Consider the following 26,039-nt stretch of genomic DNA (forward strand, 5'->3'; position numbering starts at 1 on the left):
ATGAGTTCAAGCCTGAGCCAGCTCAACTGGCAACTCCAGATGCGGCAGCGCCGCGTGCATCGGCGTGAACGACCGGGCAGGGGCCAGCCCTGCTCCTACCTATTCCACCGCATCAGTGGGCAAATGTGGGCGCGTAGAACAGTTCCAAGAAGTGGGTAATGGCGGAGGTTTCCAGCAAAAAGCCGTCGTGCCCGTAGCGCGAATCCAGCTCGGCGTACATAGCGCCGGGAATGTGATTGGCCAGCTCCCGCTGCTCACTGAGCGGAAAAAGCACGTCGGAAGTAATGCCCAGCACCAGCGTGCGGGCGCCCACGCGGCGCAAGGCCGCCGGTATCCCGCCCCGGCCACGGCCCAGGTTGTGGGTGTCCATGGCCCGGCTCAGGGCCACGTAGCTGTAGGCGTCGAAACGAGCCACCAGCTTGTCGCCCTGGTAGCGCTGGTAGGTGCTGGCGCGGTGCTCGCGCAGCAGGTGGTCTTCGGGGTCGGTTTGGGAGTCGACGTAGGCCGAGTAGCTGCGGTAGCTGAGCAGGGCAATGGCCCGGGCGGCGCGCAGGCCGTCGTCTCCCCCGCCGGGCTGGCCGGCGGCGTAGGTCGGGTCGGCCTCAATGGCCAGGCGTTGCGCCTCGTTGAAGGCAATGCCCCAGGCCGAATGGCGGGCATTAGTGGCAATAACCACCAGATTGTCGAACAAATCCGGCCGCTGCACTGCCCATTCCAAGGCCTGCTGCCCACCCAGTGAGCCCCCAATTATCGTGTGAATGTCCTCCAGGCCCAATTCCTGGCGCAGCGCTTCGTGCGCCGCCACCAGGTCGCGGATGGAAAGCCGCGGGAAGTGCTGGTAGCGGGGCTGGCCCGTGGCCGGGTCCGCGTCGAGGGGGCTGGTGCTGCCGTAGCAGGAGCCCAACACGTTGGCGCACACGATAAACCAGTCGGCCGGGTCGAAGTAGCAGCCCGGCCCCACCAGGCCCGGCCACCAGCTCAGCACGTCGGCATTGGCCGTGAGGGCGTGGCACACCCACACCACGTTGTCGCGGTCGGCGTTGAGCTGGCCCCAGGTGCGGTAGGCCACGTGCGCGCTGGCCAGGGTTTCCCCGCTTTCCAGCAGCAGGTCGGGCAGGTTAAAAATATATTCTTTCATGGGTATCGGGTATCGAAGCGGCTGGTCAGTTATCGGTCGGCGCGGTGAGATATCGGGATGCTTAATGGTGGGAGCCGCTGATAGCCAGCAGCTCCCCGCCAACAACTGACAATCGGGCTATACTTCCAGGGGCTGGGCGTGCTCCAGTTCGGGCTCGCCTACCTGGGTGCCTTCGGTGGGCAGCGCCGCGGTGTTGCCAATGGCCTCGAAGGCCTGCTGCAAATCGGCCTTGATGTCTTCGAAGTGCTCAATGCCCACCGAAAGGCGCAGCGAAGTGGGCGTGACGCCGGCCGCCAGCTGCTCGGCATCGCTCAGTTGCTGGTGCGTGGTGGCCGAGGGCTGGATGATGAGCGTCTTGGCATCGCCCACGTTGGCCAGGTGGCTGATGAGCTTGAGGTTGTCGATAAACTGGGTGGCCGACTCCTTGCTGCCCTTGAGCTGGAAGCTGAGCACGCCGCCGAAGCCGCGCTTGAGGTATTTCTGGGCCAGGCGGTGGTAGGGGCTGCTGGCCAGGCCGGCGTAGTTCACGCTTTCTACCTGCGGGTGCTGCTCCAGCCAGTTGGCGATTTTCTGGGCGTTTTCCACCGTGCGGTCCACGCGCAGGCTCAGCGTTTCGAGGCCGATGAGCAGCTGCCAGGAGTTGAACGGGCTGATGGACGGGCCGAAGTCGCGCAGGCCTTCTACCCGGGCCCGGATGATGAAAGCGATGTTGCCAAACGGCCCACCCTTGCCAAATACGTCGTTGAATACCAGGCCGTGGTAGCCTTCGCTGGGCTCAGTGAACTGCGGAAACTTGCCGTTGCCGAAGTCATAGGTGCCGCCGTCCACAATCACGCCGCCGATGCTGGTGCCGTGGCCGCCAATCCATTTCGTGGCTGATTCTACTACGATGTGCGCGCCGTGCTCCAGGGGCCGGAACAGGTAGCCGCCCGCGCCAAAGGTGTTGTCCACAATCAACGGCAGGTCGTGCCGGTTGGCAATGGCGGCAATGGCCTCAAAGTCCGGGATGCTGTAGCTGGGGTTGCCGATGGTTTCCAGGTAAATGGCCTTGGTCTTGTCGTCAATCAGGGCCTCGAAGCTGGCCGGGTTATCGCCATCAGCAAAGCGCACCTCAATGCCCAAGCGCTTGAACGCCACCTTGAACTGGTTGTAAGTGCCGCCGTAGAGAAAGGCCGAGCTCACGAAGTTGTCGCCGGCCTGCAGGATGTTGTTCAGGGCAATGAATTGAGCCGCCTGCCCCGACCCCGTGGCCAGCGCCGCCACGCCGCCTTCCAGCGCCGCCACGCGCTGCTCAAACACGTCGGTGGTGGGGTTCATCAGGCGGGTGTAGATATTGCCGAACTCCTTCAGAGCAAACAGGTTGGCGCCGTGTTCGGCATTTTTAAACACGTAGGAGGTGGTTTGGAACAGCGGCACGGCGCGGGCCCCGGTGGTGGGGTCGGGCTGCTGGCCGGCGTGGAGTTGGAGGGTTTCGAAGTGCAAGGGCGAAGCGGACATGATGGGGGTATGTTTGGAGTTGAAAAAACCTGAAAAAGCAAGAAAATAAGCGCGCAACGGCCTGAAATGGCAGTTTTTAAGCGCAGCGGAACCCCCACAAGCCCGTGCTGAAGATGTGGCCCGATTGGTCCGGCCGCTGCGCGCCGAAAGGGCCAGCGGCGGGCACCGAGGGCCGCCAAAAAATCCAGAAAGAAGGGGAGGGGTTGCCTAAGCCGAAATCAGCTTAGCAACAACACAGGCAACAACACATTCGCATTCGCTCCTGGCGCAACGCGGCGTTCTGGCCGCCTGGGGCCACAACGGAAAAGCCCGAACCTGCGGCGCGCAAAGCAGCCGGAGCGTTCGGGGCAACAAAGAAGGAAGCGGAATTTTCCATGGTACTCGATTCATATGCCCCGCCCCGGCCTGCGCCGGTGGTGGGTAGGACTTGGCACCTTTCGCGCGGTCGAAGGTTGCCAGCGGGTCACAGAGCCTAGTCTCTCGCCGCTTCTCTATAAAACTTGAAACTACCCTGCCGCGAGCAGGGGAGTACCGTGTTGGTGGTGAGCCAAATGTACGGAAGGAATTTTTTTATGTCCAACGATTGCACAGAAAATATTTCTTCCTGTCCAGCTCCACCACAGGCTAGTTGAGCTGGGCCGCTTCCGTTTAGCGGCTCAATAAAACACAAAAAAGCCACCCTGAAACAGAGTGGCTTTTCTCACCTTTTTTCTGCAAAAAAGTACCTAGAGACTAGGTAGGGTCAACACCTGGCCCACTTCGATGTGGTCAGGGTTGTTGCCGATGAGGGCCTTGTTGGCCTCGTATATCTGGTGCCACTTGGCCGCGTCGCCGTAGTGGTGTTTGGCAATTTTGGAAAGCGAGTCGCCGCTTACTACGGTATACGACTCACCGGTGGTAGCTGGATTGGCTGCGTTGTTATTCCCGAAAAAATCGGTGCCGCCAGCGGCTGGTTTGGCTGCCGGCTCTGCGGGCTTTTGCTCGCCTTTGTCGCTAAGAAAATCAAAGAGTCCCATGAGTGCGGTCGGTTAAATGAAAAATTGACTGGACTGGAATGCCTTCGGCTGGCCCAACGAAGCTACTATACGGAGGATGCCAGACGAGGTTTCGTCCTAAACCCTTTTGCGTGTGGGCCGTAAGCCGACGAGCCCGCTTTGCCGGGCCAGCCATCTTATTTCTTTCACCAACACCTCTGTACCCATGAAAACCCAGTCGCTTTTTTCGCTTCGTTATTTCGCCAGCTTGTTGCTCTTGCTATCGCTGTTTGCTACGGCCTGCAACAACGACAAAGGTAAAGTTGAGGGTGTAAATATGCTGTACGGCACCGATAGCAAGGTGTGGAAAACGGCGAAAGAAACTAGCTCTACCGGCGACAAAGTGAAGCAGACCGATGCACAAAAGCAAGAGGAACTGCGCATTTTTGCCAACGGCACCTACAACATGACTGGGGCCAACGGCGCCGTATCGGGCAAGTACACGTTTGACCAGACCGGCAAAACCCTCACCATGACCCCCGATAACGCTACCACCAGCAACACGTTCACCGTGGAAACCCTCACCGACAAAAAGCTCACGCTGAAGTCGGCCGATGGGGCTGCCTTGATGCTGGAAGCTGAGTAATAGCCGCTTGCTAATTAGGGAAAAGGCCCCGAACCACTGCGGTTCGGGGCCTTTTCTTGTTTACGGGTACCTGGTTTTCCGAGGCTTATTGCTCGGGCTTCGCGGGGTGGCGGAGGAATACCCGCGCCACCCAGCGCGGCAAAAACACCATGCCCAGCACCAGGTAGAGATAGTAAGTGAACACGCGGTACAGCAGCACCATGAAGCTGGTCATGGTGGCCGTGCCGATGAATTTGCCGAAGAACGTAGGGAAGGCGCCCTCTGCAATGCCCGCGCCGCCGGGCGTGATGGCTATCAGCAGGATGACTTTGTAGGTGATGTTGCGGGCGAAAATGAACAGGAACGTGCCCGCATCCATGGGCACAAAGGCCGCAATGAGGCAGCCAATGATGGCGTAGCGCGCCGTCCAGACAAAGACCGTGCTCACCGACGCGTGCCACCAGTAGCGCGGCCCGTTGCCCCGCAGCTGCACCGAAGCCAGCACCATTTCCTGGCCGTGGCGGTAGGCTTTGCGCCGCCAGCGCCGCAGCAGCCGAAACGAAAACAGCCGCACCAGCAGCCGGCGCACCGAGCGCGGGTTGACGAAAATGGCGTAGAGCATGAGCCCAGCGTAGAGCAGCACAAAAAAGTAGCTCAACCCAAAGGCGATTCGCAGCGTGGCCACGAAGTTGGTTTGCAGGGCCTCGTGCGGGTACAGCCCGGCCCCGGCCACCAGCACCACCAGCGGCACCATGAGCACGTAGTACAGGTTGTCGAGCAGCGCCGTGACCATGATGTAGGCCAAGCCCTTGCCCAACGGAATGCCTTCTTTTTCCAGAATAAACGGCGCCACCCCCGTACCGCCCTGCCCCGAGGGCAGCACGCAGGAGGCAAACTCCCAAATCATAATCACGTCCAGTGCCTGCCGGTAGGTCAGCTCGTCCTCGGCAATGTGGCGGATGCGGTAGATGTAGCCAAAGTCGCGGGCCACCAGCACGAGCAGCGCGGCCAGCAGCCAGCGCCAGTCGGCGTTGCGCAGGGGCGCCAAGTCGCCGGGCTGGTAGCTTTTGTAAAACAAGAAGATGACCACGCCCAGGCCGATGACGACGGGCAGGATGAGGCGCGAAGGCCGCAACCGATGCAGAAAATGCGCGTCGTGTTCGGGGTGAGCAGGGAGCAGCTTGTAGGGCATTGAGGGGAGGTACGGCAGCCGGGCAAAAGTAGGGCCTAGCTCGGCAGCCCGCCGCTAGGGCCGGCCACCGGGGCTGCCCGCGGGCGTGGTACCGGCCGGCGTGGTGGTGCCGGGCGACGGCGCATTGGCCGGTGCATCGATGGGATTAGCAGGCGTAGTAGGCAGGCTGGCGGGCCGGCGCTGCGTAGAATCTTGCGGCTGCGCTGTGGGACGCGCTTGGCCCGGAATGGTACCGGGTAGCGTCTTGGTTGCGTCAGTAGCAGTGCTGTCGGTGGCCGTGGCGGGCTGGGCGCCGGGCATGGCCGTGGGGGCAGCGCCAGCCGGCGCACCGGCAGGCCGTACACCGGAAGCGCCAGCGGGACGCGTACCGGGCATTCCGGCTGGGCGCTGACCGCCGCCGCTCGGCCGGGCGCCGCCCGCGGGAGCACCGCTGGGGACATCGCCCGCGCCCGCGTCGTTGCCGCCACCGTCGCCTTTCAGGTCATCGTTGTTGATGCTCTTGGCGCGGCGCGGCTGGGTGGCTGTGAGCTTGCCAATGCGGTAGCTAACGTTCACCTGAAAGCTCATGTTGTGCAACACGTTGGTGCTGGCCTGGTCCAGGAGCGGGGAGGTGACTTGGTTGCGGACGTTGATGGAATTCGTGAAGAAGTTCGACGCCCCGAATCCGAAGGTGCCTTTTTTCTCATTAAAGTCGTGCCGCAAGCTCAGGCCGTAGAAGCCCATGCCGGTTTGGTAGCCTTGCAGCTGCACCTGCCGCCCACGGTAGAAGCTGAAGCCTTGCAGTGCCCACTTGTCGGTGAAGCGGTAGTTGCCCATTAGGCGGCCGCTGACCACAAACCCTTCGTTGCTGGCATTGTATAGTGGGTTTGGCACGTTGTTGTTCAGCACCGCATAGTACGTGTCCACGCCGCCGTTGAGGCTGAACTTGCCGCTGTTCAAGCTGGCAAACACGTTGCCGCCATAAGCATCTTCCTGGCCAATGTTTTCGTACTTAATGCTTTGTGCGCCAGTGGCTTTGCCGAATTCATCAAGCACCGGGGTGCGCACCGACTGAATGGCGCCGGTGGTGTTGCGCGCGAATACGGAGAGGTTCAGGTTTACTTTCTTCACGAGGGTGCTGTAGCCCATCTCGTAGTTATTGGTGTATTCGGGGCTCAGCGTGGGAGTGCCCACCGTCACGATAAGGGGGTTCGATTGCTGTGGGTTCGGGTTCAGGAATTGCAGCGAAGGGCGCTGAATGCGGCGGTTATAAGCCAGTTTCACCACGTTGCCGTTCTCAAGCTTACGCGAAAAGTTCACGCTGGGCACCAGCACACCATAGTCGGGGATGACCACCGCTTTGTCATCGTTGAAATTGGCGGCAATCGAGGTGTACTCGTAGCGCAGGCCCGGCTTTAGGGTAAAGCCCTTGGGCAGGCCCAGCGTGTACGACGCGTAGGCGGCCGCCACGTTCTGGCGGTAGTTGAAGCCGTTGTTCAGCCCCACGCCGCTTTTCACGGTATAGGGGCCGTCGGCGCCCGTGGCCTGGTAATAATTGTAGTCGCTGTTCACCCGGCGCACAATGTCCTTGCCGCCGAACTCCAGCACCTGGTTTTCGGCTACTGGCGACTGGTAATCGGCCTGGATGGTAAATTCCTCGTTGGCGCTGGGGTTTTCGTTGCGCAGGCGGCTGGCCGTATTAAAATCCGCGTTCAGGATGTTGTTCGTGAAGTCGTTCGTGCGGTCGTTGCGGCTATACAGGGTCAGGATGCTGAGTTCCTGCTGCGGCTTCTCGAAGGTGTGCGTGTAGTTCAGGCTTGCGTCGACTGCGCGCGAGTTGTCTACCACGCTTACATCGCGCACCGAGTTGCCCTGTGTAGAAGTTGAAAGGGTGGTTAGCCGGTCCTGGTAGTTGTGCGAAAGCCGGGCGCCGTAGGTCAGCGATGCCGTCAGCGAGTTGTGCTTGTTGATATCATAGTCCCAGCCCAGTGTCGCGCGGCCCCCGCCTTGGTTCAGGCGTGTGTCGGCCGACTGGATGGTGGAGGATAATTCTTTGCCGTAGCCGTCCTTGATGGTTTGGCGGTTGATGAAGCTGCCCGGTACGTTGTATTGGCCCCGTCCGCCGCTGCTCAGCGAAAAGCCCATTTTCCCCGTCCGGTAGCTGGCGTTTAGCCCCAGGTTTGCTTGGCGGGTGCCCACGCTGGCGTCTACACCCAGCGAGCCGCCGCTTAGGGTATTCTGCTTGGTGATGATGTTGATGATGCCGCCCGACCCTTCGGCGTCGTACTTGGCCGAGGGCGAAGTGATGACCTCGACGGTCTTAATCTGGTCGGCTGGAATTTGCTTTAGGGCGTCGGCAATGCTGCTGGCCGCGATGGCCGAGGGCTTGTTGTTGATGAGCACCCGAATGTTGGAACTGCCGCGCAGGCTCACGTTGCCGTCGAGGTCCACACTCAGCAGGGGCACGCGTTTAAGCACGTCGGTGGCATCGCCGCCCCGGGCCGTCTGGTCGTTTTCGGCGTTGTATATCGTGCGGTCTACCTTCTCTTCAATCAGCGACTTCTGTGCGGTTACCACCACTTCACCCAGCTTTTGAGCAGCGGCGGCCATGGTTACCGTGCCCAGGTCTACTGGGCTACCGGCGAGTACGGCCACCCCGGTGCGCTCCTCGTTCTTATACCCAATGAAGCTGAATTGAACGGTGTAAGTGCCCGCTGGAATGCCAGCCAGCACAAATTTGCCGTCGTCGCCGGCCGCACCGCCGTTCACCACCTTGCCGGCTGCATCGAGCACGGCCACGGTCGCATAAGAAACGGGCTTGCCGGTGCCTGCCTCCGTTACCGTGCCGGTGATGCGGCCGGCGGCCGTGCGGGCGGGAGCTGGGGCCGCCGCCGTGGCCGTGGGACGGCCGCCGGGGCTTTGTTGGGCCGAAGCCAAAATGCTGGTACCCAGCAGGGCGGTGAACAGGACGGCAGCGGCCGGTAATTTTTGTATCATACAATGCATAGTGGCCAAAGTGCCACCGTTTGGGCCGGAGGTTGCATCCGGCGTCTTTTTTAGATAATAAAACGTAGCAATAGGTAACCGGCTCAATCGGCTTGCCGATACGCAAAGGTCCCTATGAAAGCCGCGGGCTTGGGCATAAACTAGATTACCAACGGGTAAACCCCGACAAACACCCTGATTCTGCCGGTGCTCAACAACCGCTGTTAGCTCGGCATCGTACCTTTGTGCCGGCCCGACAATCTTTTAGCTGGCCAGGCGGTTACACTCCGTCACCCATTCCCACCACGCCTGCCCCGATGATAGTTGAACCCGGCCCGCTCCTGGCGGCGATTGACTCGCCCGACGACCTTAAAAAGCTTGCTCCCGAGCAGTTAGTCCAACTTAGCACCGAGCTGCGCGAGTTTATTATCGACTCCGTGAGCATTTACGGCGGGCACTTCGGCGCCTCGCTGGGCGTGGTGGAGCTGACGGTGGCCATGCACTACGTCTTCAACACGCCCTACGACCAGCTGGTGTGGGACGTGGGCCACCAGGCCTACGGCCACAAAATTCTGACCGGCCGCCGCGATAAATTCCCGACCAACCGCCGCTACCACGGCATGTCGGGCTTCCCGAAGCGCAGCGAAAGCGAGTACGACGCTTTCGGCGTGGGCCACAGCAGCACCAGCATCGGGGCGGCGCTGGGCATGGCCGTGGCCTCGGACTATAAGGGCGAGAAAGACCGCCAGCACATTGCTGTAATCGGCGACGGTGCCATGACGGCGGGCATGGCCTTCGAGGCGCTGAACCACGCCGGCGTGGCCAACTCCAATCTGCTGGTTATCCTCAACGACAACTGCATGAGCATCGACCCCAACGTGGGCGCGCTCAAGGAATACCTCACCGACATCACCACCTCCCGCACCTACAACAAAGTGCGCGACGAGCTGTGGAACGTGCTCGGCAAGCTCAGCAAGTTCGGGCCCAACCCCCAGCACATTGCCCGCAAAGTAGAGGCCGCCATGAAGGCGACTCTGCTCAAGCAAAGCAACCTGTTTGAGGCGCTGAAATTCCGCTACTTCGGCCCCGTGGATGGGCACGACGTGCAGCATCTCGTCACCATCCTCAACGACCTCAAAACTATTCCCGGGCCCAAAATCCTGCACTGCGTGACGGTGAAAGGCAAGGGCTACGCGCTGGCCGAAAAAGACCAGACGCTGTGGCACGCGCCGGGCTTATTCGATAAAATCACCGGGGAGATTTACAAAAAGACTCCCGACAAGCCCCAGCCGCCCAAGTACCAAGACGTGTTTGGCCACACCATGGTGGAATTGGCTGAGGCCAATCCCAAAGTCATGGGCGTGACGCCGGCCATGCCCTCGGGCTCGTCGCTGAACATCATGATGGCCGCCATGCCCGACCGCGCTTTCGACGTGGGCATTGCCGAGCAGCACGCCGTCACGTTCTCGGCCGGCCTGGCTACCCAGGGCCTGGTGCCGTTCTGCAACATCTACTCCTCGTTTATGCAGCGGGGCTACGACCAGGTGGTGCACGACGTGGCCCTGCAAAACCTGCACGTGGTGTTCTGCCTCGACCGGGCCGGTTTTGCCGGTGCCGACGGCCCCACTCACCACGGCTGCTACGACTTGGCCTACATGCGCTGCATACCCAACATCGTGGTATCGGCCCCGATGAACGAGCAGGAGCTGCGCAACCTGATGTACACCGCCACCCTGCCCGAAAACGCTGGCCCGTTCAGCATTCGCTACCCGCGCGGCGAGGGCGTGATGCCGCAGTGGCGCACGCCGTTGCAGCGCATCGCCATCGGCACGGGCCGCGTGGTGCGCGAGGGCGAGGAGGGCGGCGTGGCCATCCTCAGCATCGGTCATATCGGCAACTACGCCGTGAAAGCCACCGAAACGCTGCGGGCCGAAGGCCTCGACGCGGGCCACTACGACATGCGCTTCTGCAAGCCGCTGGACGAGGAAATGCTGCGCGACATTGCCCGCCGCTACCGCGCCATCGTGACCGTGGAAGATGGCTGCCTGCCCGGCGGCTTCGGCTCGGCCGTGCTCGAGTTCCTGACGGACCACGGCTTCCACCTGCCCGTGCGGCGCCTCGGCATCCCCGACCGCGTGGTGGAGCACGGCACCCAGGACGAGCTGTACAAAGAGTGCGGTTTTGATGCCGCCGGCATTGCCGCCGCCGTGCGCGAGATGAGCGGGAAATTAGCGACCGATGCCCTGGCTACGGTGCTGCGGTAGGCTCAGGCTTTGGTAAGCTCATCGGTAAACAATAGGCCTGCGGATTGACTTTTGAAACACCACCGGCTGGGAAATCCTGGTCGGTGGTGTTTTCATTTAAAGCACTTCAATTCATGGCAACTACCACCACGTCAACATACCCTACCACATTCACCCTCGGCGGCGACCTCACCATTAACCGACTCGGCTACGGGGCCATGCGCATCACCGGCCAGGGCATCTGGGGCCCGCCGGCCGACCACGACGAATCCATCCGCGTGCTGCAGCGGGCCGTGGAGCTGGGCGTGAACTTCATTGATACTGCCGACAGCTACGGGCCCAACGTTTCGGAAGAGTTGATTGCCGAGGCGCTGTACCCGTACCAGCCGGGCCTCGTCATTGCCACCAAGGGCGGCCTGCTGCGCACCGGCCCCAACGAGTGGCCCATCGACGCTAGTCCCGAGCACCTCGAAGAAGTGCTGCACGGCAGCCTGAAGCGTCTGCAGCTCGACCAGATTGACCTCTACCAGCTCCACCGCGTCGACCCGGAAGTGCCCTTTGAAAAGACCCTGGAGTTTCTGCAAAAAGCGCAGGAAGAAGGCCTGGTAAAGCACATTGGCCTGTCGGAAGTCACGGTTGAGCAGATTAAAAAGGCCCAGGAATACGTGAAAGTGGTGGCTGTGCAGAATATGTACAGCATCGAAAACCGGAAGTGGGAAGCTGAGCTGACATATACCCGCGAGCAAGGCATGGCCTTCATTCCGTGGTACCCGTTGGCTGGCGGCAATTCGGAGGCACTGGCTGCCTTGGGCCAGCTGGCGCACAAGCACCAGGCCACGTCGCCGCAGATTGCGTTGAGCTGGCTGCTCCACCACTCGCCCAACATCCTGCTCATTCCCGGTACCTCCAAGGTGAAACACCTGGAAGAGAACATGAAAACGGCGGATATCCAGCTGTCGACCGAGGATATGGCGGTTTTGGACCGCATCGGCGCATAGCGGGATTTGATGTAGCTATAAACGCCAAAAAAGCTCTGCAACAGTAGTTGCGGGGAACCTCACCCCCGGCCCCTCTCCAAAAGAGAGGGGAGCCTGACGCTACTCCAATGAAAAAGCCCCAGCTCAATCTTGAGCTGGGGCTTTTGGTTTTCAGGAATTGAGCTAAATGCTTGTGCCGTGGCTCCCCTCTCTTTTGGAGAGGGGCCGGGGGCGAGGTTCCCCCGCGAGATACTTCGCTACGCTCTGCATGACTGGCGAATAGCATGATGGCCAAATGATTACTTCTTGCCCACTTTATCCAGTACCGACGCCACGTCTTTGGTTGAAACCTTCTGGCCAGTCTCAGCGGCGCGGTAGATGGCTTCGAGCAGCTGCACGTCGCGCAGGCCCATTTCGCCAGGCACGCGGGTGGGCTTGTTGTGGAGCACGCAATCGGCAAAGTCGTCCATCTGGGCGGCTTGCTGGTTGACGTTGGGGATGTTCATGGGGCCTTGGCTGGTGCGGCCCTGCAGGCCCCCGTAGCCGAACGCTGGGGCCAGCTCAGCCCAACCCTTGGGGGCTTCGGCGCGCAGGCGGCTGGCCATGTTTTCGGCGTAGGTGGTGCGGCAGTCGGCGGTAGCGCCATCGGCAAATTGCAACTGCCAGTTCACGCCGGCTTCCACTTCCTTGAACAGCATGGGGTCGGTTTTCGGGGTGAACTTCGCCGTGACCGATACCGGCACCTGCCCCTTGGTGTAAATGCAGCCCTGCAGGCAGTAGATGCCCATGTCCATGAGCGGGCCGCCGCCACTCAGGGCCTTGTTCACGCGCCAGGGCGTGTCGTTGTTAAAGCGAAAGCCGTTGTCGGCCAGCAGGTGCTGCACCGGACCAAACACCTGCTGCTGGCCCAGGCGCATCATTTCGCGGTGGTGGGGCTCGAAGTGCAGCCGGTAGCCGATGCCCAGTTTCTTGCCCGCCTTTTGCATGGCTGCAATCATTCGGGCGGCATCGGCCACCGACGTGGCCATAGGCTTCTCGCAGATGACGTGCTTGCCGGCCTGCGCCGCCCGCACCACGTACTCGGCGTGCAGGGCGTTGGGCAGCACCACGTACACAATGTCGATGTCGGGGTTGTCGGCTATCCGGTCGAAGGTCTTGTAATCGTAGATGTTCTTATCCGCGATATTGTACTGCTGCTTCCACCGCGCTGCTTTGGCCGGCGAGCCAGTCACGATGCCCGCCAGCCGGCACAGCTTGGTTTGCTGCAGGGCCGGGGCCAGTTCGTCGGTGCTGTACTTGCCCAGCCCCACCAGCGCCACGCCCAGCTTGCGGTCGGCCGTAAGGCCCTCGGCCAGCGTGCGCAGGGGCTTGGCCAGGGATGCCGAGCCGGCGATGGTGGCGCCCGCGCCCAGCGAGAGCAGGCGCATAAAATGGCGGCGGGAAGGCAGGTGGTCAGCTGAAGCTTTCATAAGGCAGGCCGTTGGCGATAAACAAGCGTACCGCCTGGGGCAACCACGGGTTATGGTTGAGCTAACTGGGACTAATGGTTTTGTGCGGCTTAGCGCGCCGACTCCCAACGTTTTCAGTGTTGGCTTATAGTAGCCTCACCGGTTAAGTTTGCCACCGTACCAAGCGCCCTTTTCACTCCTCGCCATGCTCTCATTTTTACGACATTTCACACTGGCTGCGGCTCTTATTGCCGGAGTCAGCAGTCGCGTGCCCGCTCAGGATGCGCCCGCTACCAAGCGCCCGGACCGTGCCCAGCACCACGTCTTTGTTATCAATAATTTCCGGACCGAAAGCGGCGTGACCTTGCCGCAGGCCCGCGTGGTGTACGGCACCTACGGCCACCTCAACGCCGCCCGCGACAACGCCATTCTGCTGCCTTCGCACTACATGGCCAACCACCACGGCTACGAGTGGCTCATTGGCCCGGGCAAGGCGCTCGATACCGCCAAGGTGTTTTTGGTGGCCACCGAGCTGTTTGGCAACGGCAAGTCGTCGTCGCCCAGCAACACGCCCGAGCCCTACCACGGCCCTCGCTTCCCGGTCATGACCATTCGCGACAACGTGGAGGCCGTGCACCAGCTGCTGGGCCAGGGCCTGAAAATCACCCACCTCAAGGCCATCATTGGTTTCTCGATGGGCGCCCAGCAGGCGTTTCAGTGGGCCGTGAGCTACCCCCGCTTCGCCGACCGACTGGTGGCCACTTCGGGCACCGCCAAAACCTATCCCCACGGCGTGGTGCGCCTCGAAGGGCAAATTGCCGCCCTCACCGCCGATGCCGCCTTCAACAACGGCGACTACACAGCTCCGCCCACCAAAGGCCTGGAGGCCTTTGCCATGGTCTGGACCGGCTGGCTGTACTCGCAGGAATGGTGGCGGCGCGAGCTCTGGCGCGCCGGCGCCAAGCCCGGCACCACGTTTGAGCAAGTGCTGCACGAGTACCGCACCAACTTCATTCCCGGCGCCGATGCCAACGACCTGATTCTGCAGATGCGCACCTGGGAGCGGCACGACGTGGGCGCCACGCCCGCCTTTGGCGGCAACGTAGAAAAGGCCCTGCGCTCCATCCAGGTGCCCATTCTGTACATGCCTTCGGAAACGGATTTGTATTTCCCGCTCACCGATGCACGCTACGAAGCCGCCTTCATCCCCGGGGTGGTGCTGAAGCCGATTCCGTCGTTGTGGGGCCACACCGCGGGCGCCGCGCCCAACCCCGCCGATGCGAAGTTTCTGAACGACAACATCCGCAGCTTCCTAGCCGCGAAGGGCCGGTAGTTATTTCGAACCTCTGGCTTTTAGAGCATGTTTGGATTTTGATAAAATCACTTTCCGAACGTCATGCTGAGCTTGTCGAAGCATCTCTACCGCTTCGGTTGGGCCGTTCAACGAAGCGGTAGAGATGCTTCGACAAGCTCAGCATGACGTTCTGTTAAATTCCCAAACACGTTCTTAGACTGAGCAGCGACTGGTTTTACCCTACTCAGATGCGGGCCGGGTTCACCAAAGCCGGATATCGGTAATGCCTGTGGGGATGGGCGGGAGGTCGCTGAAGCCCAGCACACACCAGTTGGGCTGAATGCCGAAGGCGCCGCCCTGCAGCACGTAGCTGACCCAGCGGGTAATGGTTTGGCCGGTGTCGTGCTCGTTTTCCGGCTCCACTTCGTGGAGCAGCAGCATGTCGCCTACCTGGAAGTTGCGGTCGTTTTCGCGCACATCGAAGGGCTTGTTGCCGGCCTTAACGGCGGCAAAGCACGAGGGCCAGATTTTCAGGTCGTGCGTCTGGCGCTGGGCAGGGTTCGAAATCTGAAACTGGGGAACGAACTGCTCGGGGAATACAATATTGGTGTTCATGGCAAGGGGCATAATTAGGATAAAGCTCACCGCTCGTTAAGGCGCTCACTGTGCTGGCTTAACGTGGCGGCATGGGCTTAGGTGGTTACACAAGTATGTTCTTAAGATAGCGAAAAGATAGGAAAATAAAATAGCTCAAGGGCGTTTAACAGCAAGCAAATCAGGATGGTTCACTGGGAAAAGGCCGCGGTGTGTTTTGGCCAGACGGATGAGCTTCAATCGTTTCTATACTCATCTAAAACGATTGCGCAGCCAACCTTGCAGCAAATTGAGCTGGCTGCAAGCGTTTGCATTCTGGCTTGACACCCGGCTCCGGCTCGTATCACCCGCGAATAAAAAAATGGAAACGGGGGCAGCTGCGGCCGTTTTTTCAGGCTCTGGGGCACATTCTTTCCTTGTACCAGCCATTGGGCGGACGGGCAGCTACTCATTCCGAAATCGTGGAAACACGCCCGCCGAGAGGGCGCCGCTTAATTCAAGCCCACCTTCGCTTTCATCGACTCAAAAAGCTTTGCCGAGTCGAAACCCACGCCGTTTTTGAACACGATTTCCATCTGGCGCACCTGCTTGATGTCCTTCTCTGGGTCGCCGTTGATAAGGATTAAGTCGGCCTGCTTGCCCGCTTCGATGGTGCCAATCTCCCGCTCCCGGCCCAGGTAAACAGCGCCGTTGAGCGTGCTGATTTTGATGGCCTGCACGGGCGTGAAACCTGCTTCCACCAACAGCTCAATTTGCCGGCGATTGGAGTAGCCGGCAATGGTGCGGCCCGCGCCCGTGGGGTCGGTGCCGGCCACCAGCAGGCCGCCGGCGTCGTAAAACTGCTTTTCCCAGGCCATCTCCTTCTTAAACAGCCGCACGCTGGCGGTGTCCTTGAGTTGGTTTTGCTTCCAGGTGGCCGTTTCGCGCTCCTGCAGCTGCGGAACGAGGGCGTCGAGCCCGCCGCCCAGCACCACTTCGCGGTTGGTGTAAGGCTCGAACACCGGCAGGGTAGAGGTAAGCGCCACTTTCTTGCTCACCAAGAAGCTGATGAGGCTTTTCATCTCGGGGCTGTTCTGGGGCAGCCGTAGCAGCGACTGGCGCGTGGCATTGTCGCACACATCGGGGGCTTTGTTGGGTACGAAATCGGAGCTGGCCATGAAGCCGTGCTCCAGGTTGTCGATGCCAATCTCGGCGGCTTCCCGGTACGTGATGGAGCAGAGGTGCCCGGTCACCTTGAGGTGGCGCTGGTGGGCTTCCCGCACCACGGCCGCGAGGTCGGCGCGGGTGGCGTGCATGTACATTTTGAAGGAGGTGCAGCCTTTGTCGGCCCAGAACTTAGTGGCTGCCGCCGCTTCTTCGGGGCCGTGTATGGTGTTCAGGGCCGGAATGTCCATGCTGGGCTCTTCCATATAGGGCGCGGTCACGTCCATGTCGGGCCCGATGAGCTTGCCTTCGCCTATCATGCGCTTGATGGCCAGGTCGGTTTGCGGCTCGATGCTACCGGCCGTACGGATGGTGGTGGCGCCGCCGGCCAGGTATAGCCGCGGGAAGGAGTACGGCATCTGGGCAATGTTGAAGTATCCGCCCACTGGCATGGTGTAATACAGGTGCTCGTGCAGCATCACCAGGCCCGGAATTAACGTCTTGCCCGCGCAGTTGATAACCTGCGCATCGGCGGGCACCTTCACTTTCTTCATTGGTCCCACCTGTACAATGCGGCCCTTCTGCAGCAGCACGGTCTGGTGAAGTTGGGCTGGCTTGCCGGTGCCGTCTATCACCTTGGCATCGGTGAGGGCCACCGTCGGGGCATTCACCTTGATATACTCCTGCACCTGCGGCGTAAACTGTTGGGCTTTGCTGTAAATGGCTGCGCAAAGCAGGAGGACCGCTGACAGTAGGAATCGGATAGCCATATGAATGACTTGTATGAATTGTTAAAATGCTAATATACAGCCTCCTCAACTTTGGGAAACGGTTGGGGTAGATTTCAATTTAATTGAGCAAAGTAAATTAAACCCTTGTTCCCCGATGGTGGTGGATTCAAAAAGACGATATGCATCACATGATAATTGAATTTTTTTTAATATTGAAATAAAAACATAATTTAATCATACACAAAATCCATTTTGACAAATTATATAAGCAGAAAGTGTAATATGATTTACTGTTGAGTTGTATGTTTGCACCACTTTGGAATGATTTGTTCTGTCACTACTTAAATACTTGCTAACGTGAAAAAACTACACAGTCTTTTGAGTTGCTTAGGTTTGCTCTTGCTTTTAACACCCTTTTACGGGTTTGGACAGTGCTCTAATCAGATTACGCTTGATTATTACAATAATGGCACCTTTGTAGCGGGTACGTCCACAAACAATGGCCAAAGTGGCTATACTGCTTCGATTTGCCCCGTTGCAGGAGCGATGTATACATTTGACGGATATTCATCTTCGAATGCCATTATAACTTGGTCTAAAGTCATTACGAAAGGCGTGCTTGCAGACCACTCTGATGATGTATTGCAAAACATTATAAGTGCTAATTTGGTGGCAGGTAATAAACTTAGCTTAAGTGTTGAGCTTACCACCAGCACTATTTATCGGCTTAAAGCAGACTCAAAGAACTACCCAACCGGCAACTGTAACAAAATCGATTACGTTTATTTGACCCTCAATCCGGCGCTTACACTCACATCTAACCTTACCTCAGTTGGGACTGGTATTTGTGCAAACGATATAAATGGGGTAACGCTAACCGCTTCAGGAGCTACAGATGGTAAGTATACCTGGTCTGCTCCTGGGGTGACCACTAAGTATACTACTAGCACATCCACAGATCCTGCTAAACCTAGCAGCTTAGTTGTATTTCCGACTACTACCACTACTTACACGGTCACTGCAACTACTAGCTGCGGAACTAGTTCCCAGCAGATTACAGTACCGGTAAAAGAAGTGACTGTGTCGCCCAGTGCGCCTGTTATTTGCTCGGGCCAATCTACCACTCTCACGGCCAGCTATAGCGGCGCCAGTGCCACATATCAATGGTTTGTAAAAGGGGCCTCAACACCTATTTCTTCAAGCAATAGCGTATCAGTTAATCCTACAGCTACCACTACTTATCAGGTTGTGGCAACTACTACGGATTGCTCCACTATCACCAAAGAGGTAACGGTAACGGTAGGCACTCCTACTGTAGCTATTGCTCCCAGTGCGGTTACCGCATGCTCGGGGAACTCAACTACGCTGACTGCAAGCTCTAATAACCCCGCTGCGACTTATTCTTGGACTTCCACTACCGGTGGTACAACGACTGCTCTTCCAAACACGACCGCAGCGATAACGGTGAGCCCAACGGCCACTACCACCTACACCGTAACCGCAACTACACCCAACTGCGGCACTGCTACTGACCAAAGAGTGGTAACTGTTGTGCAGTCCACGGCTGTATCGAACACCGCAACGGCAAGTCCGGCAGCTATTTGTTCGGGTGGCTCCACTACGTTGACAGCTACCTCTAACATCACGGGTGCGACATATCAGTGGTATAAGACAACTGACCTTGGAACCATTATTTCAACTGCTTCGAGCTTCGACGTGTCGCCTACCCAAAGCACTACATATCGGGTATTTATCACAACGCCATGCACCAGCGCTGCACCCCTTGACGTTCCAGTATCTGTGGGAACTGGTGTAGCAGTTACGCCCTCGCAACAAACGATAGATTTTGGAGGCTCTACTACGTTGACCGCTAGCGGAAGCACCAACGGTTTGTATTCATGGATGGCTAGTGTTAAGAATTCTGCTACTGGCACTTCTACTGATACTCCAATAGCATCAACTGCGGCTAGCATCACAGTAACACCTGCTTACACCACTACTTACACGGTAACGGGCACTACTGCGACCGGCGGATGCAACACAGCTCAATCTACGGTTACGGTGCTGCGTCCCCTGCCAGTTGAGCTAATCAGCTTTGAAGCAGTAAAAAGCGACAAAGTGGCCGTTCTCACTTGGGCTACTGCTTCCGAGAAAAACAGTGCCTACTTCGAAATTGAGCGCAGCTTCGATGGGGAAAGCTTTGAGTCGGTAGGCCAACGCGCTGGCGCAGGTACTACCAGTGCCCGCACCAACTACCAGTTCGTCGATACTCGCCTCGCCCAATCTGCCGGCACGGTGTACTATCGCCTGCGTCAGGTAGACGCAACGGGGGAAACCAACTACTCGCCGGTCCGCGCTTTACAGTCTTCTGCAACGGCTCGTGCTATCAAGGCAGAAGTATTCCCGAACCCTTTCGATAAGACCGTAACAGTGCAGTACTACTCGTTGGGCACCGATGCGGTAACGCTTACCGTGCGCAACGTACTTGGTCAGACCGTCCTCACTCAGACGGTTTCAACCGCCGAAGGTGTGCAGGAAATCAAATTGTCGGATGCCGCTTCCTTGACCCGCGGAATGTATTACCTGACCATTCGTCAAGGCACTCAGCAGCAAGCAGTGCGGATTAGCCGCCAGTAGCATTCCTTGTCTCGACAACCCGTGGTCAATAAAAAACCCAGGGCCTTCATTGGTCCTGGGTTTTTTGTTGGCATTGCTGCCAGTGTCTGGCAACTGGTACCACCGGAGCCGTGCCGCCTGTGAAGCGCTACCTGGGCATGCTTATCTTAACCGGCAGTTAGCGGGGCCAGCTAATGGCAAGCGAGCGGCTAGCTGGGCAACGGGTACATGGCCCGCAACGGCCCGTAGGTGGCCGCAATTTCGGGCCTGGCCGATGGGCGTATTTATCTCATCGCTCGCGAAACTTTGCCATTCTCGCGATTAGTAAGAAAAACTTAAGTGTTGTGAAAAAAAACAATCGATAAATTGATAATTCCACCAATTTGCATTAACATTGTCAGCCTTATGGCAGTTTGGACTGAACCATTGCCCCAACGATGGGCAACGGCAATAAGAACGAAAAGCTCTTATTTTAACTCTAGACAGCCTTTTTGGTATGCTTTAGCTCAGCATTAACCTTTAGCTCGTGCTTCCCGGACTCCTCTCTTCCGTCTAATGATACCGCCAGTTTTGGCATCTCATTACACAATCGATTGTGTTTGTTCTCACCAATTCCCACCAAGTTTTTATGAAAAAGTCAGTACCCAAGTTAAATGGGTTAGCAGTACCAGCCTTGCTCGGAGGCTTGCTACTGCTGCCTGTGGTTGGCCAGGCAACTTCCCTGGCACCCGAAAGCCGGTCGGCCGCCTTGCTGCATGCCGACGATGCCCCCGTTACCGGGCGGATTACCGATGAGAGCGGCGCGGGCATTCCCGGCGTTACGGTGCTGGTGAAAGGCACCAGTACGGCCACGCAAACCGACGCCGACGGCCGCTACAGCATTGTGGCGCCCGCCGGGGCCACGTTGGTGTTCTCTTTCGTGGGCTATGCCTCACAAGAAGTGGCCGTGGGCGGCCGCACCAGCATCGACGCAAAACTAGCGGTAGACGCCCAGGGCTTGTCGGAAGTAGTGGTAGTGGGGTACCTGACCCAGAACCGCCAAAATGTGAGCAGCGCCGTGAGCAGCCTCGACGTGAAAGAAGCCACCAAGGCGCCCGTGCCCACCGTTACGCAAGCCCTGCAGGGCCGTTTGCCCGGCGTGCAGGTGCAGGGCTCGGGCGGACCGGGGGCTGCCCCAGTGGTCACCATTCGGGGAATTGGCACGCTGGGCGCGGCCGGCAGTTCGCCGCTGTACGTGATTGACGGGCTATGGACGTTCAACATCCGGGATTTGAACACCAACGATATTGAGTCGCTCACGGTGCTGAAGGACGCTTCCTCCACCGCGGTGTACGGCTCGAGCGGCGCCAACGGGGTGATACTTATTACCACGAAGAAAGGCAAGGCGGGCCGCCCTTCGGTTAGCTTCAACGGCTACCGCGGCTTCGACCAGGTGTACAAGCGCTACAACCTGACCAACGCCAGCCAGTGGGCCGACCGCGCGGTGATTGCCTACAGCAACGCCGGGCTCAACCCCTTGAACAACGGCCAGAACGGCCTCGCCGGGGCCGTAAAAGGACCGGGCGGCGCCTTTAACCCCAACATTGACACCGACTGGCAGAAAGAGTTCTTCCAGACGGGCACGCTTGAGGACTACAACGTGGCGTTTTCGGGCGGCAACGTTGGCGAAAAGAGCGCCAGCAACTTCCTGATTTCCGGCGAGTACTTTCACCAGGAGGGCATTGTGAAGGGCCCGGACTTTCAGCGCTTTAGCCTACGCCTCAACTCGGGCCTGACCCGCGGCCGGTTCAAGTTTCAGCAAAACGCGCAGCTCACCCACCTCGACGTGACGCTGCTCAACGGCGGCCCGTTCATCGATGTGCTGACCATCATCCCGACCATTCCGGTGCACGACCCGGCCAATGAGGGCGGTTTTGGTACCGGCTCGCCGATACTCAACACCTTTGCCACCAACCCCATTGGGGCACAGGAGCTGCTGCGGCGCACCCAGGCCGATAACCGGCTGGCGGGCAACGCCAGCCTGGACGTGTCTATCTTCGACTTCCTGAGCTACCGGCTCAACGCGGCCATCGACGGGCACATGTACAGCAACGCCGATGCGCAAAAGTCGGGCATCCTGCGCCAGAACACCCGCATCAACACGTCGTCGCTGAACGAGTTCCTGGGCTACGACGTGTTCCTGCTGGCCGAAAACACGCTGAATTTCACCAAGAACTTCGGCGACCACCACGTAAACGTGCTGGGCGGCTACTCGGAGCAGCGCTACCGGCAGCACAACGTGCAGGCCGGCACGCAGGGCTTCACCAGCCTGCCCCAGTACTACTTTGAGCTGGATGCCGGCTCAACGAAGGGCGTAATCGGCGGCTCTACCACCGAGAATGCCAAACGCTCCTTCTTCAGCCAGGCTACCTACGACTACAAAAACCGCTACCTGATTTCGGGCAGCTTCCGCCGCGACGGCTCTTCTAAATTTGCGCCGCAAAACCGGTGGGCGAACTTCGGGGCCGCCTCGTTGGGCTGGCGCATCAGCGAAGAAGACTTCTTCAAGTCGGCCCTGCCTCAGGTCAACAACCTGAAGCTGCGCGTGAGCTACGGCGGCAATGGCAACGACGGCCTGGCCGGTCGCTACGGCGGCAACTACCTCACCACGCCCATCATCGGCCAGAACGTGAACTACGTGATTGGCACGGGCCAAACCATTGTGAACGGCTCAACGCAGCTGGCCCTGAGCAGCCCCGACCTGCAGTGGGAGGAGCGGTTTACCAAAAATGGCGGCCTGGACCTGAGTGTCCTTGACAACCGCCTCACCTTGTCGGCCGACTACTACATCGCCGAGACCCGCAAGGCCCTGGCGCCAGTGCAGGTGCCCACGTACCTGGGCCACTTTGGCGACGTGCTGTACCAGAACGCCGGCAACATCGAAAACCGGGGCTTCGAACTGGCGTTGGGCTACCACGCCGGCAAGAAGGACTTTACCTACGGCGCCGACTTCACGCTGACCACCATCAAAAACAAGATTACGGCGCTGCCCGTGAAGGGGCAGGCCTTTGAAGGCGGCGAGGGCGTGACCCGTTCGGAGCTGGGCACTGGCCTGGGCGAGTTTTACCTGATTCCCTTCGCCGGCATTTTCCAGTCGAAAGAGGAAGTACTGGCCTACAAGAACGCGGCGGGCACCGTTATCCAGCCCTACGCTTCGGCGGGCGACGTGCGCTACACCGACGTGAACGGCGACGGCAAGATTGACAACGCCGACCGGGTGTACTCGGGCAGCGCCATTCCGAAGCTGCAGCTGGGCCTGAACCTGAACGCCGCTTACAAGGGCTTCGACTTGTCGCTGTTTCTGCAGTCGGCCACCGGCAATAAGATTTACAACACGGCGCGCGTGGCGTTGGAGAGCTACAACGGCCCCAACAACTACAACGCCGACGTAACCCCCTGGTCGCCGAGCAACCCCTCGACCACCACGCCTCGCCTGCTGCAGGGCGGCGGCGCCACGCCCGACCTAATTGCCGCGGCCGCTTCCAATGCCCGGTTCAACTCGACGCGGTGGCTGGAAGATGGCAGCTACCTGCGCCTGAAAAACGTGCAGCTCGGCTACACCTTCCCCCAGACCATGACGAGCTTCATGCCCAGCCTGGGCAGTGTGCGGGTGTACGTGACGGGCCGCAACGTGGTGACCTTCACGAAGTACACGGGCTTCGACCCGGAAATTACGGGCACGGGCTTCTACAGCCGTGGTGTCGATAACAGCGCTTACCCCAATGTGCGCAGCTTCATCGGGGGCCTGCAAGTCAACTTCTAAGCACCTGGTGCTTAGCCCATTCTTATTCATCGCCTCCCCATGAAATTCCCTAAAATTCCCGCTTTGTTGCTAGCCGGCAGCTTGTTGCTGACCACGGGCTGCGAAAAAGATTTGCTGGACAAAACCAACCCCAACGCGCCCTCCACGGCTCAATTCTGGAAAACCCAGGACGACGCCGTGAAAGGGGTGTACGCCTGCTACTCCGGCCTGCAGCAGTTTGCCTGCTACTACCGCAGCTGGCACTTCATGGTGCACCGCTCCGACGAGTCCTACAGCCAGAGCCCCTTCGTGGAGCTGGCCAACTTCACGCGCTTTGTGACGCCGGACAACAACTTCTTCATCTCGTCTTTCGCCTGGAACGACTACTATCGGACCATTTTCCGGACCAACCAGGTGGTAACACACGTGCCCGAGATTTCGATGGACGGCACCCTGAAAAAGCGCCTGATAGCCGAAGCCAAGTTCGTGCGGGCCCTGTCGTACTTCGACCTGGTGTACCTGTTCGGCAACGTGCCGCTGATAGTGGAGGAGCCCATCGTGACCACCCGCGTGAAGCAGGCCACGCCGGCCGAGACCGAAGCGCAAATCATCGCGGACCTGCAGTCGGCCATCCCCGACCTGCCGTTGTCGTACCCCGACGCCGAGAAGGGCCGCGCCACCAAAGGGTCAGCCCAGGCCTTGCTGGCCAAGGTGTACATGCAGCAGCGCAAGTGGGCCGAGGCCTCTGCGCTCTTCACCAGCATTATCGACTCGAAGCAGTACTCGTTGGTGAACAACTACCTCGACAACTTCACCGATGCCAACGAGAACAACCAGGAATCGGTGTTTGAGGTGCAGTTTACCGGCGCGGTGCTGGAAGTAGGCCAGGGGCAGGACAACGCGTCGTCGTCGGAAAGCCACGACCGTCCCAACTTTTTCGGCCCTCCCGGCCCCACGTTTGCCGACGTGCAGCCCCGCCGCTGGCTGCTGGACGAGTACAAGGACTCGACCGTGAACTTTGCGCCCAACAGCACCAAAAAGCACCTGATTGACCCGCGCCGCGACATCAGCATAATCCACGCCGGCAACCCCGACAAGTTCTACGGCAAAACCTTTGCCCAGTGGAACTGGAACCCCAACCAGCAGTACTGGCGCAAGTACCTCAATGACCGGACCCGCACCAACGAGAACTTCACTTCCGGCATCAACCACCGCGTGATTCGCTACGCCGACGTGCTCCTGATGCAGGCCGAAGCCCTGACGGAACTCAACCAGATGAGCGCCGCCGTGCCGCTCATCAATCAGGTACGCCAGCGCCCTTCCGTGAACCTGGCGCCCCTAACGGGCACCTACACGCAGAACGCGCTACGCCTGCTCATCCGCAGCGAGCGGGCCAAGGAACTGGCCGGCGAAGGCACGCGCTGGTTCGACATTCTGCGCTGGGGCCTGATGGACAACCAAGCCGGCATCGACGAGCTGAAAACCCGCGACTCCGACTTTGCTAACTTCCGCCTGGGCATCTCGAAGCTGCTGCCCATTCCCCAGCGCGATATCGACATCGACCCGGGCATCAAGCAAAACCCGGGGTATTAAGTGAGGTGGTGAGAAGGCCGTCCTGGGCTGCAACCCGGGGCGGCTTTATCGCTCTTGAGCCCAATTAAGTAATTCCTTCCGCTACCCGGTGCCTGTCCCGCTTTTTACATGAGTCTATCCCTCTTTGTTCTCTTGCGCCGGCACCTGCCGCTACTGTTCCTGCTGGGCGTGCTCAGCTGCAAAAGCGGCGGTGAGGCGGCGGTGGCGCCGGCCCCGCCGGTCGCGCCGCCCACGAGCACGGCCACCTTCACCAACCCACTGCTGGCCTCCGGGCCCGACCCGTGGGTGTACCAGAAGGACGGCTATTACTACTACATGCACACCACGAACACCAACCTGCGCATCTGGAAAACCGCGAACATGTCGGACCTGTCGCAAACCTCCAGCGTGGTGGCCTGGACGCCGCCGGTGTCCGGCCCGGCCTCGGGCAACCTCTGGGCGCCGGAGCTGTATTTTCTGGATGGCAAGTGGTACATCTACTACTCGGCCGGCCCCGAGGGCACCAACCTGGGCCAGCAGCGCACCTGGGTGCTGGAAAACACCGCCGCCGACCCCACCACGGGCAGCTGGGTGGATAAAGGCCGCCTGTACAATCCAACGGCCGATTATTGGGCCATCGACGGCACGGTGCTGGAGCAAAACGGCAACCGCTACTTCATCTGGTCGGGGCACAACGGCATCGATGGCATTCAGCGCCTCTACATCTCGCAGATGAGCAATCCCTGGACCCTCACGGGCCCGCGGGTGGAGCTCTCGCACCCGGAGTACAGCTGGGAAAACGTGGGCCCGCCCTTCGTGAACGAGGGGCCCGAAACCATCAAGCACGGCGGCAAAACCTTCCTCGTGTACTCGGCCAGCTTCTGCGGTACCGACCAGTACGCGCTGGGCCTGCTCACCGCCAGCACCACCGCCGACCCCATGCTGCCGGCTTCCTGGACAAAATCAGCTCAACCCGTCTTCTCCCAGAGCCCCGCCAACCGGGCCTACGCTACCGGCCACAATGCCTTCTTCAAGTCCAAAGACGGGCAGGAAGACTGGATTATCTACCACGCCAATTCGAACCCCAGCGAAGGCTGCGTCGAAAAGCGCAACCCCCGCATACAGAAGTTCACCTGGAACGCCGACGGCACGCCCAGCTTTGGGGTACCCGTGGCCATCAGCACGCCCATCGCCAAACCCGGCGGGGAGTAGCCCCGGCCACTTATCCGTCCTTCCTTTTTTACTTAAAA

At 59.5% G+C, this 26,039-nt stretch carries 16 protein-coding genes and 1 riboswitch; of the genes, 8 read left to right on the forward strand and 8 right to left on the reverse strand.

Annotated elements, in window-relative coordinates:
• Positions 1–112 precede the first annotated feature (112 nt).
• The 3 genes from metX to AUC43_RS05425 form a co-directional block, all read right to left on the reverse strand.
• A complete protein-coding gene (gene metX, locus AUC43_RS05415; protein WP_068190816.1) occupies positions 113–1,138 on the reverse strand; it encodes a homoserine O-acetyltransferase MetX in 1,026 nt (341 codons plus the stop codon).
• 117 nt (positions 1,139–1,255) lie between these two features.
• Entirely contained in the window at positions 1,256–2,635 is a 1,380-nt protein-coding gene (locus tag AUC43_RS05420; protein ID WP_068198262.1) for an O-acetylhomoserine aminocarboxypropyltransferase/cysteine synthase family protein, read from the reverse strand.
• A 383-nt stretch (positions 2,636–3,018) separates the two neighbouring features.
• A riboswitch (SAM riboswitch) is annotated at positions 3,019–3,135 on the reverse strand.
• Positions 3,136–3,360: 225 nt separating this feature from the next.
• Positions 3,361–3,651, reverse strand: coding sequence for a LysM peptidoglycan-binding domain-containing protein (locus AUC43_RS05425; protein ID WP_068190818.1), 291 nt, complete (start codon positions 3,649–3,651; stop codon positions 3,361–3,363).
• Between the two features lie 184 nt (positions 3,652–3,835).
• On the opposite strand from AUC43_RS05425, the gene AUC43_RS05430 reads away from it, so the two are divergent.
• Positions 3,836–4,255 (forward strand): hypothetical protein, encoded by a 420-nt coding sequence (locus AUC43_RS05430; protein WP_068190819.1) that lies wholly within the window; start codon positions 3,836–3,838, stop codon positions 4,253–4,255.
• Positions 4,256–4,340: 85 nt separating this feature from the next.
• On the opposite strand, the gene AUC43_RS05435 is transcribed toward AUC43_RS05430, so the two are convergent.
• Both AUC43_RS05435 and AUC43_RS05440 read right to left on the reverse strand, forming a co-directional pair.
• Positions 4,341–5,426 carry a lysylphosphatidylglycerol synthase transmembrane domain-containing protein gene (locus tag AUC43_RS05435; RefSeq protein ID WP_068190820.1) on the reverse strand — a complete coding sequence of 362 codons (1,086 nt, stop codon included), beginning with the start codon at positions 5,424–5,426 and terminating at the stop codon, positions 4,341–4,343.
• A 54-nt stretch (positions 5,427–5,480) separates the two neighbouring features.
• Positions 5,481–8,402: a TonB-dependent receptor gene (locus AUC43_RS05440; protein ID WP_071885822.1), complete on the reverse strand. Its 2,922-nt coding sequence runs from the start codon at positions 8,400–8,402 to the stop codon at positions 5,481–5,483.
• A gap of 305 nt (positions 8,403–8,707) precedes the next feature.
• Here AUC43_RS05440 and dxs point away from each other — a divergent pair, with 305 nt between their 5' ends.
• Positions 8,708–10,654: a 1-deoxy-D-xylulose-5-phosphate synthase gene (gene dxs, locus AUC43_RS05445; RefSeq protein ID WP_068190822.1), complete on the forward strand. Its 1,947-nt coding sequence runs from the start codon at positions 8,708–8,710 to the stop codon at positions 10,652–10,654.
• A gap of 113 nt (positions 10,655–10,767) precedes the next feature.
• Entirely contained in the window at positions 10,768–11,631 is an 864-nt protein-coding gene (locus tag AUC43_RS05450; protein WP_068190824.1) for an aldo/keto reductase, read from the forward strand.
• A 278-nt stretch (positions 11,632–11,909) separates the two neighbouring features.
• On the opposite strand, the gene AUC43_RS05455 is transcribed toward AUC43_RS05450, so the two are convergent.
• Complete coding sequence (locus AUC43_RS05455) at positions 11,910–13,079, reverse strand: Gfo/Idh/MocA family protein (protein ID WP_068190827.1); 1,170 nt, start codon at positions 13,077–13,079, stop codon at positions 11,910–11,912.
• Positions 13,080–13,263: 184 nt separating this feature from the next.
• Between AUC43_RS05455 and AUC43_RS05460 the strand changes: the two genes are divergently transcribed.
• Entirely contained in the window at positions 13,264–14,391 is a 1,128-nt protein-coding gene (locus AUC43_RS05460) for an alpha/beta fold hydrolase (RefSeq protein WP_082684924.1), read from the forward strand.
• Between the two features lie 222 nt (positions 14,392–14,613).
• On the opposite strand, the gene AUC43_RS05465 is transcribed toward AUC43_RS05460, so the two are convergent.
• On the reverse strand, positions 14,614–14,967 hold the full coding sequence (locus AUC43_RS05465; RefSeq protein ID WP_157780940.1) for an ASCH/PUA domain-containing protein: 354 nt from the start codon (positions 14,965–14,967) through the stop codon (positions 14,614–14,616).
• Between the two features lie 470 nt (positions 14,968–15,437).
• Positions 15,438–16,859: an amidohydrolase family protein gene (locus AUC43_RS05470; RefSeq protein WP_068190833.1), complete on the reverse strand. Its 1,422-nt coding sequence runs from the start codon at positions 16,857–16,859 to the stop codon at positions 15,438–15,440.
• Positions 16,860–17,177: 318 nt separating this feature from the next.
• Between AUC43_RS05470 and AUC43_RS20325 the strand changes: the two genes are divergently transcribed.
• The 4 genes from AUC43_RS20325 to AUC43_RS05490 all read left to right on the forward strand — a co-directional run bounded on the left by AUC43_RS20325 (position 17,178) and on the right by AUC43_RS05490 (position 26,001).
• Complete coding sequence (locus AUC43_RS20325) at positions 17,178–19,457, forward strand: Ig-like domain-containing protein (protein ID WP_157780941.1); 2,280 nt, start codon at positions 17,178–17,180, stop codon at positions 19,455–19,457.
• 607 nt (positions 19,458–20,064) lie between these two features.
• Positions 20,065–23,238 carry a SusC/RagA family TonB-linked outer membrane protein gene (locus tag AUC43_RS05480; RefSeq protein WP_199243500.1) on the forward strand — a complete coding sequence of 1,058 codons (3,174 nt, stop codon included), beginning with the start codon at positions 20,065–20,067 and terminating at the stop codon, positions 23,236–23,238.
• A 39-nt stretch (positions 23,239–23,277) separates the two neighbouring features.
• Positions 23,278–24,810 (forward strand): RagB/SusD family nutrient uptake outer membrane protein, encoded by a 1,533-nt coding sequence (locus tag AUC43_RS05485; RefSeq protein WP_068190838.1) that lies wholly within the window; start codon positions 23,278–23,280, stop codon positions 24,808–24,810.
• A 108-nt stretch (positions 24,811–24,918) separates the two neighbouring features.
• Positions 24,919–26,001 (forward strand): glycoside hydrolase family 43 protein, encoded by a 1,083-nt coding sequence (locus tag AUC43_RS05490; RefSeq protein ID WP_068190841.1) that lies wholly within the window; start codon positions 24,919–24,921, stop codon positions 25,999–26,001.
• Positions 26,002–26,039 lie beyond the last annotated feature (38 nt).

The organism is Hymenobacter sedentarius (genome assembly GCF_001507645.1).
GTDB classification, from domain to species: domain Bacteria; phylum Bacteroidota; class Bacteroidia; order Cytophagales; family Hymenobacteraceae; genus Hymenobacter; species Hymenobacter sedentarius.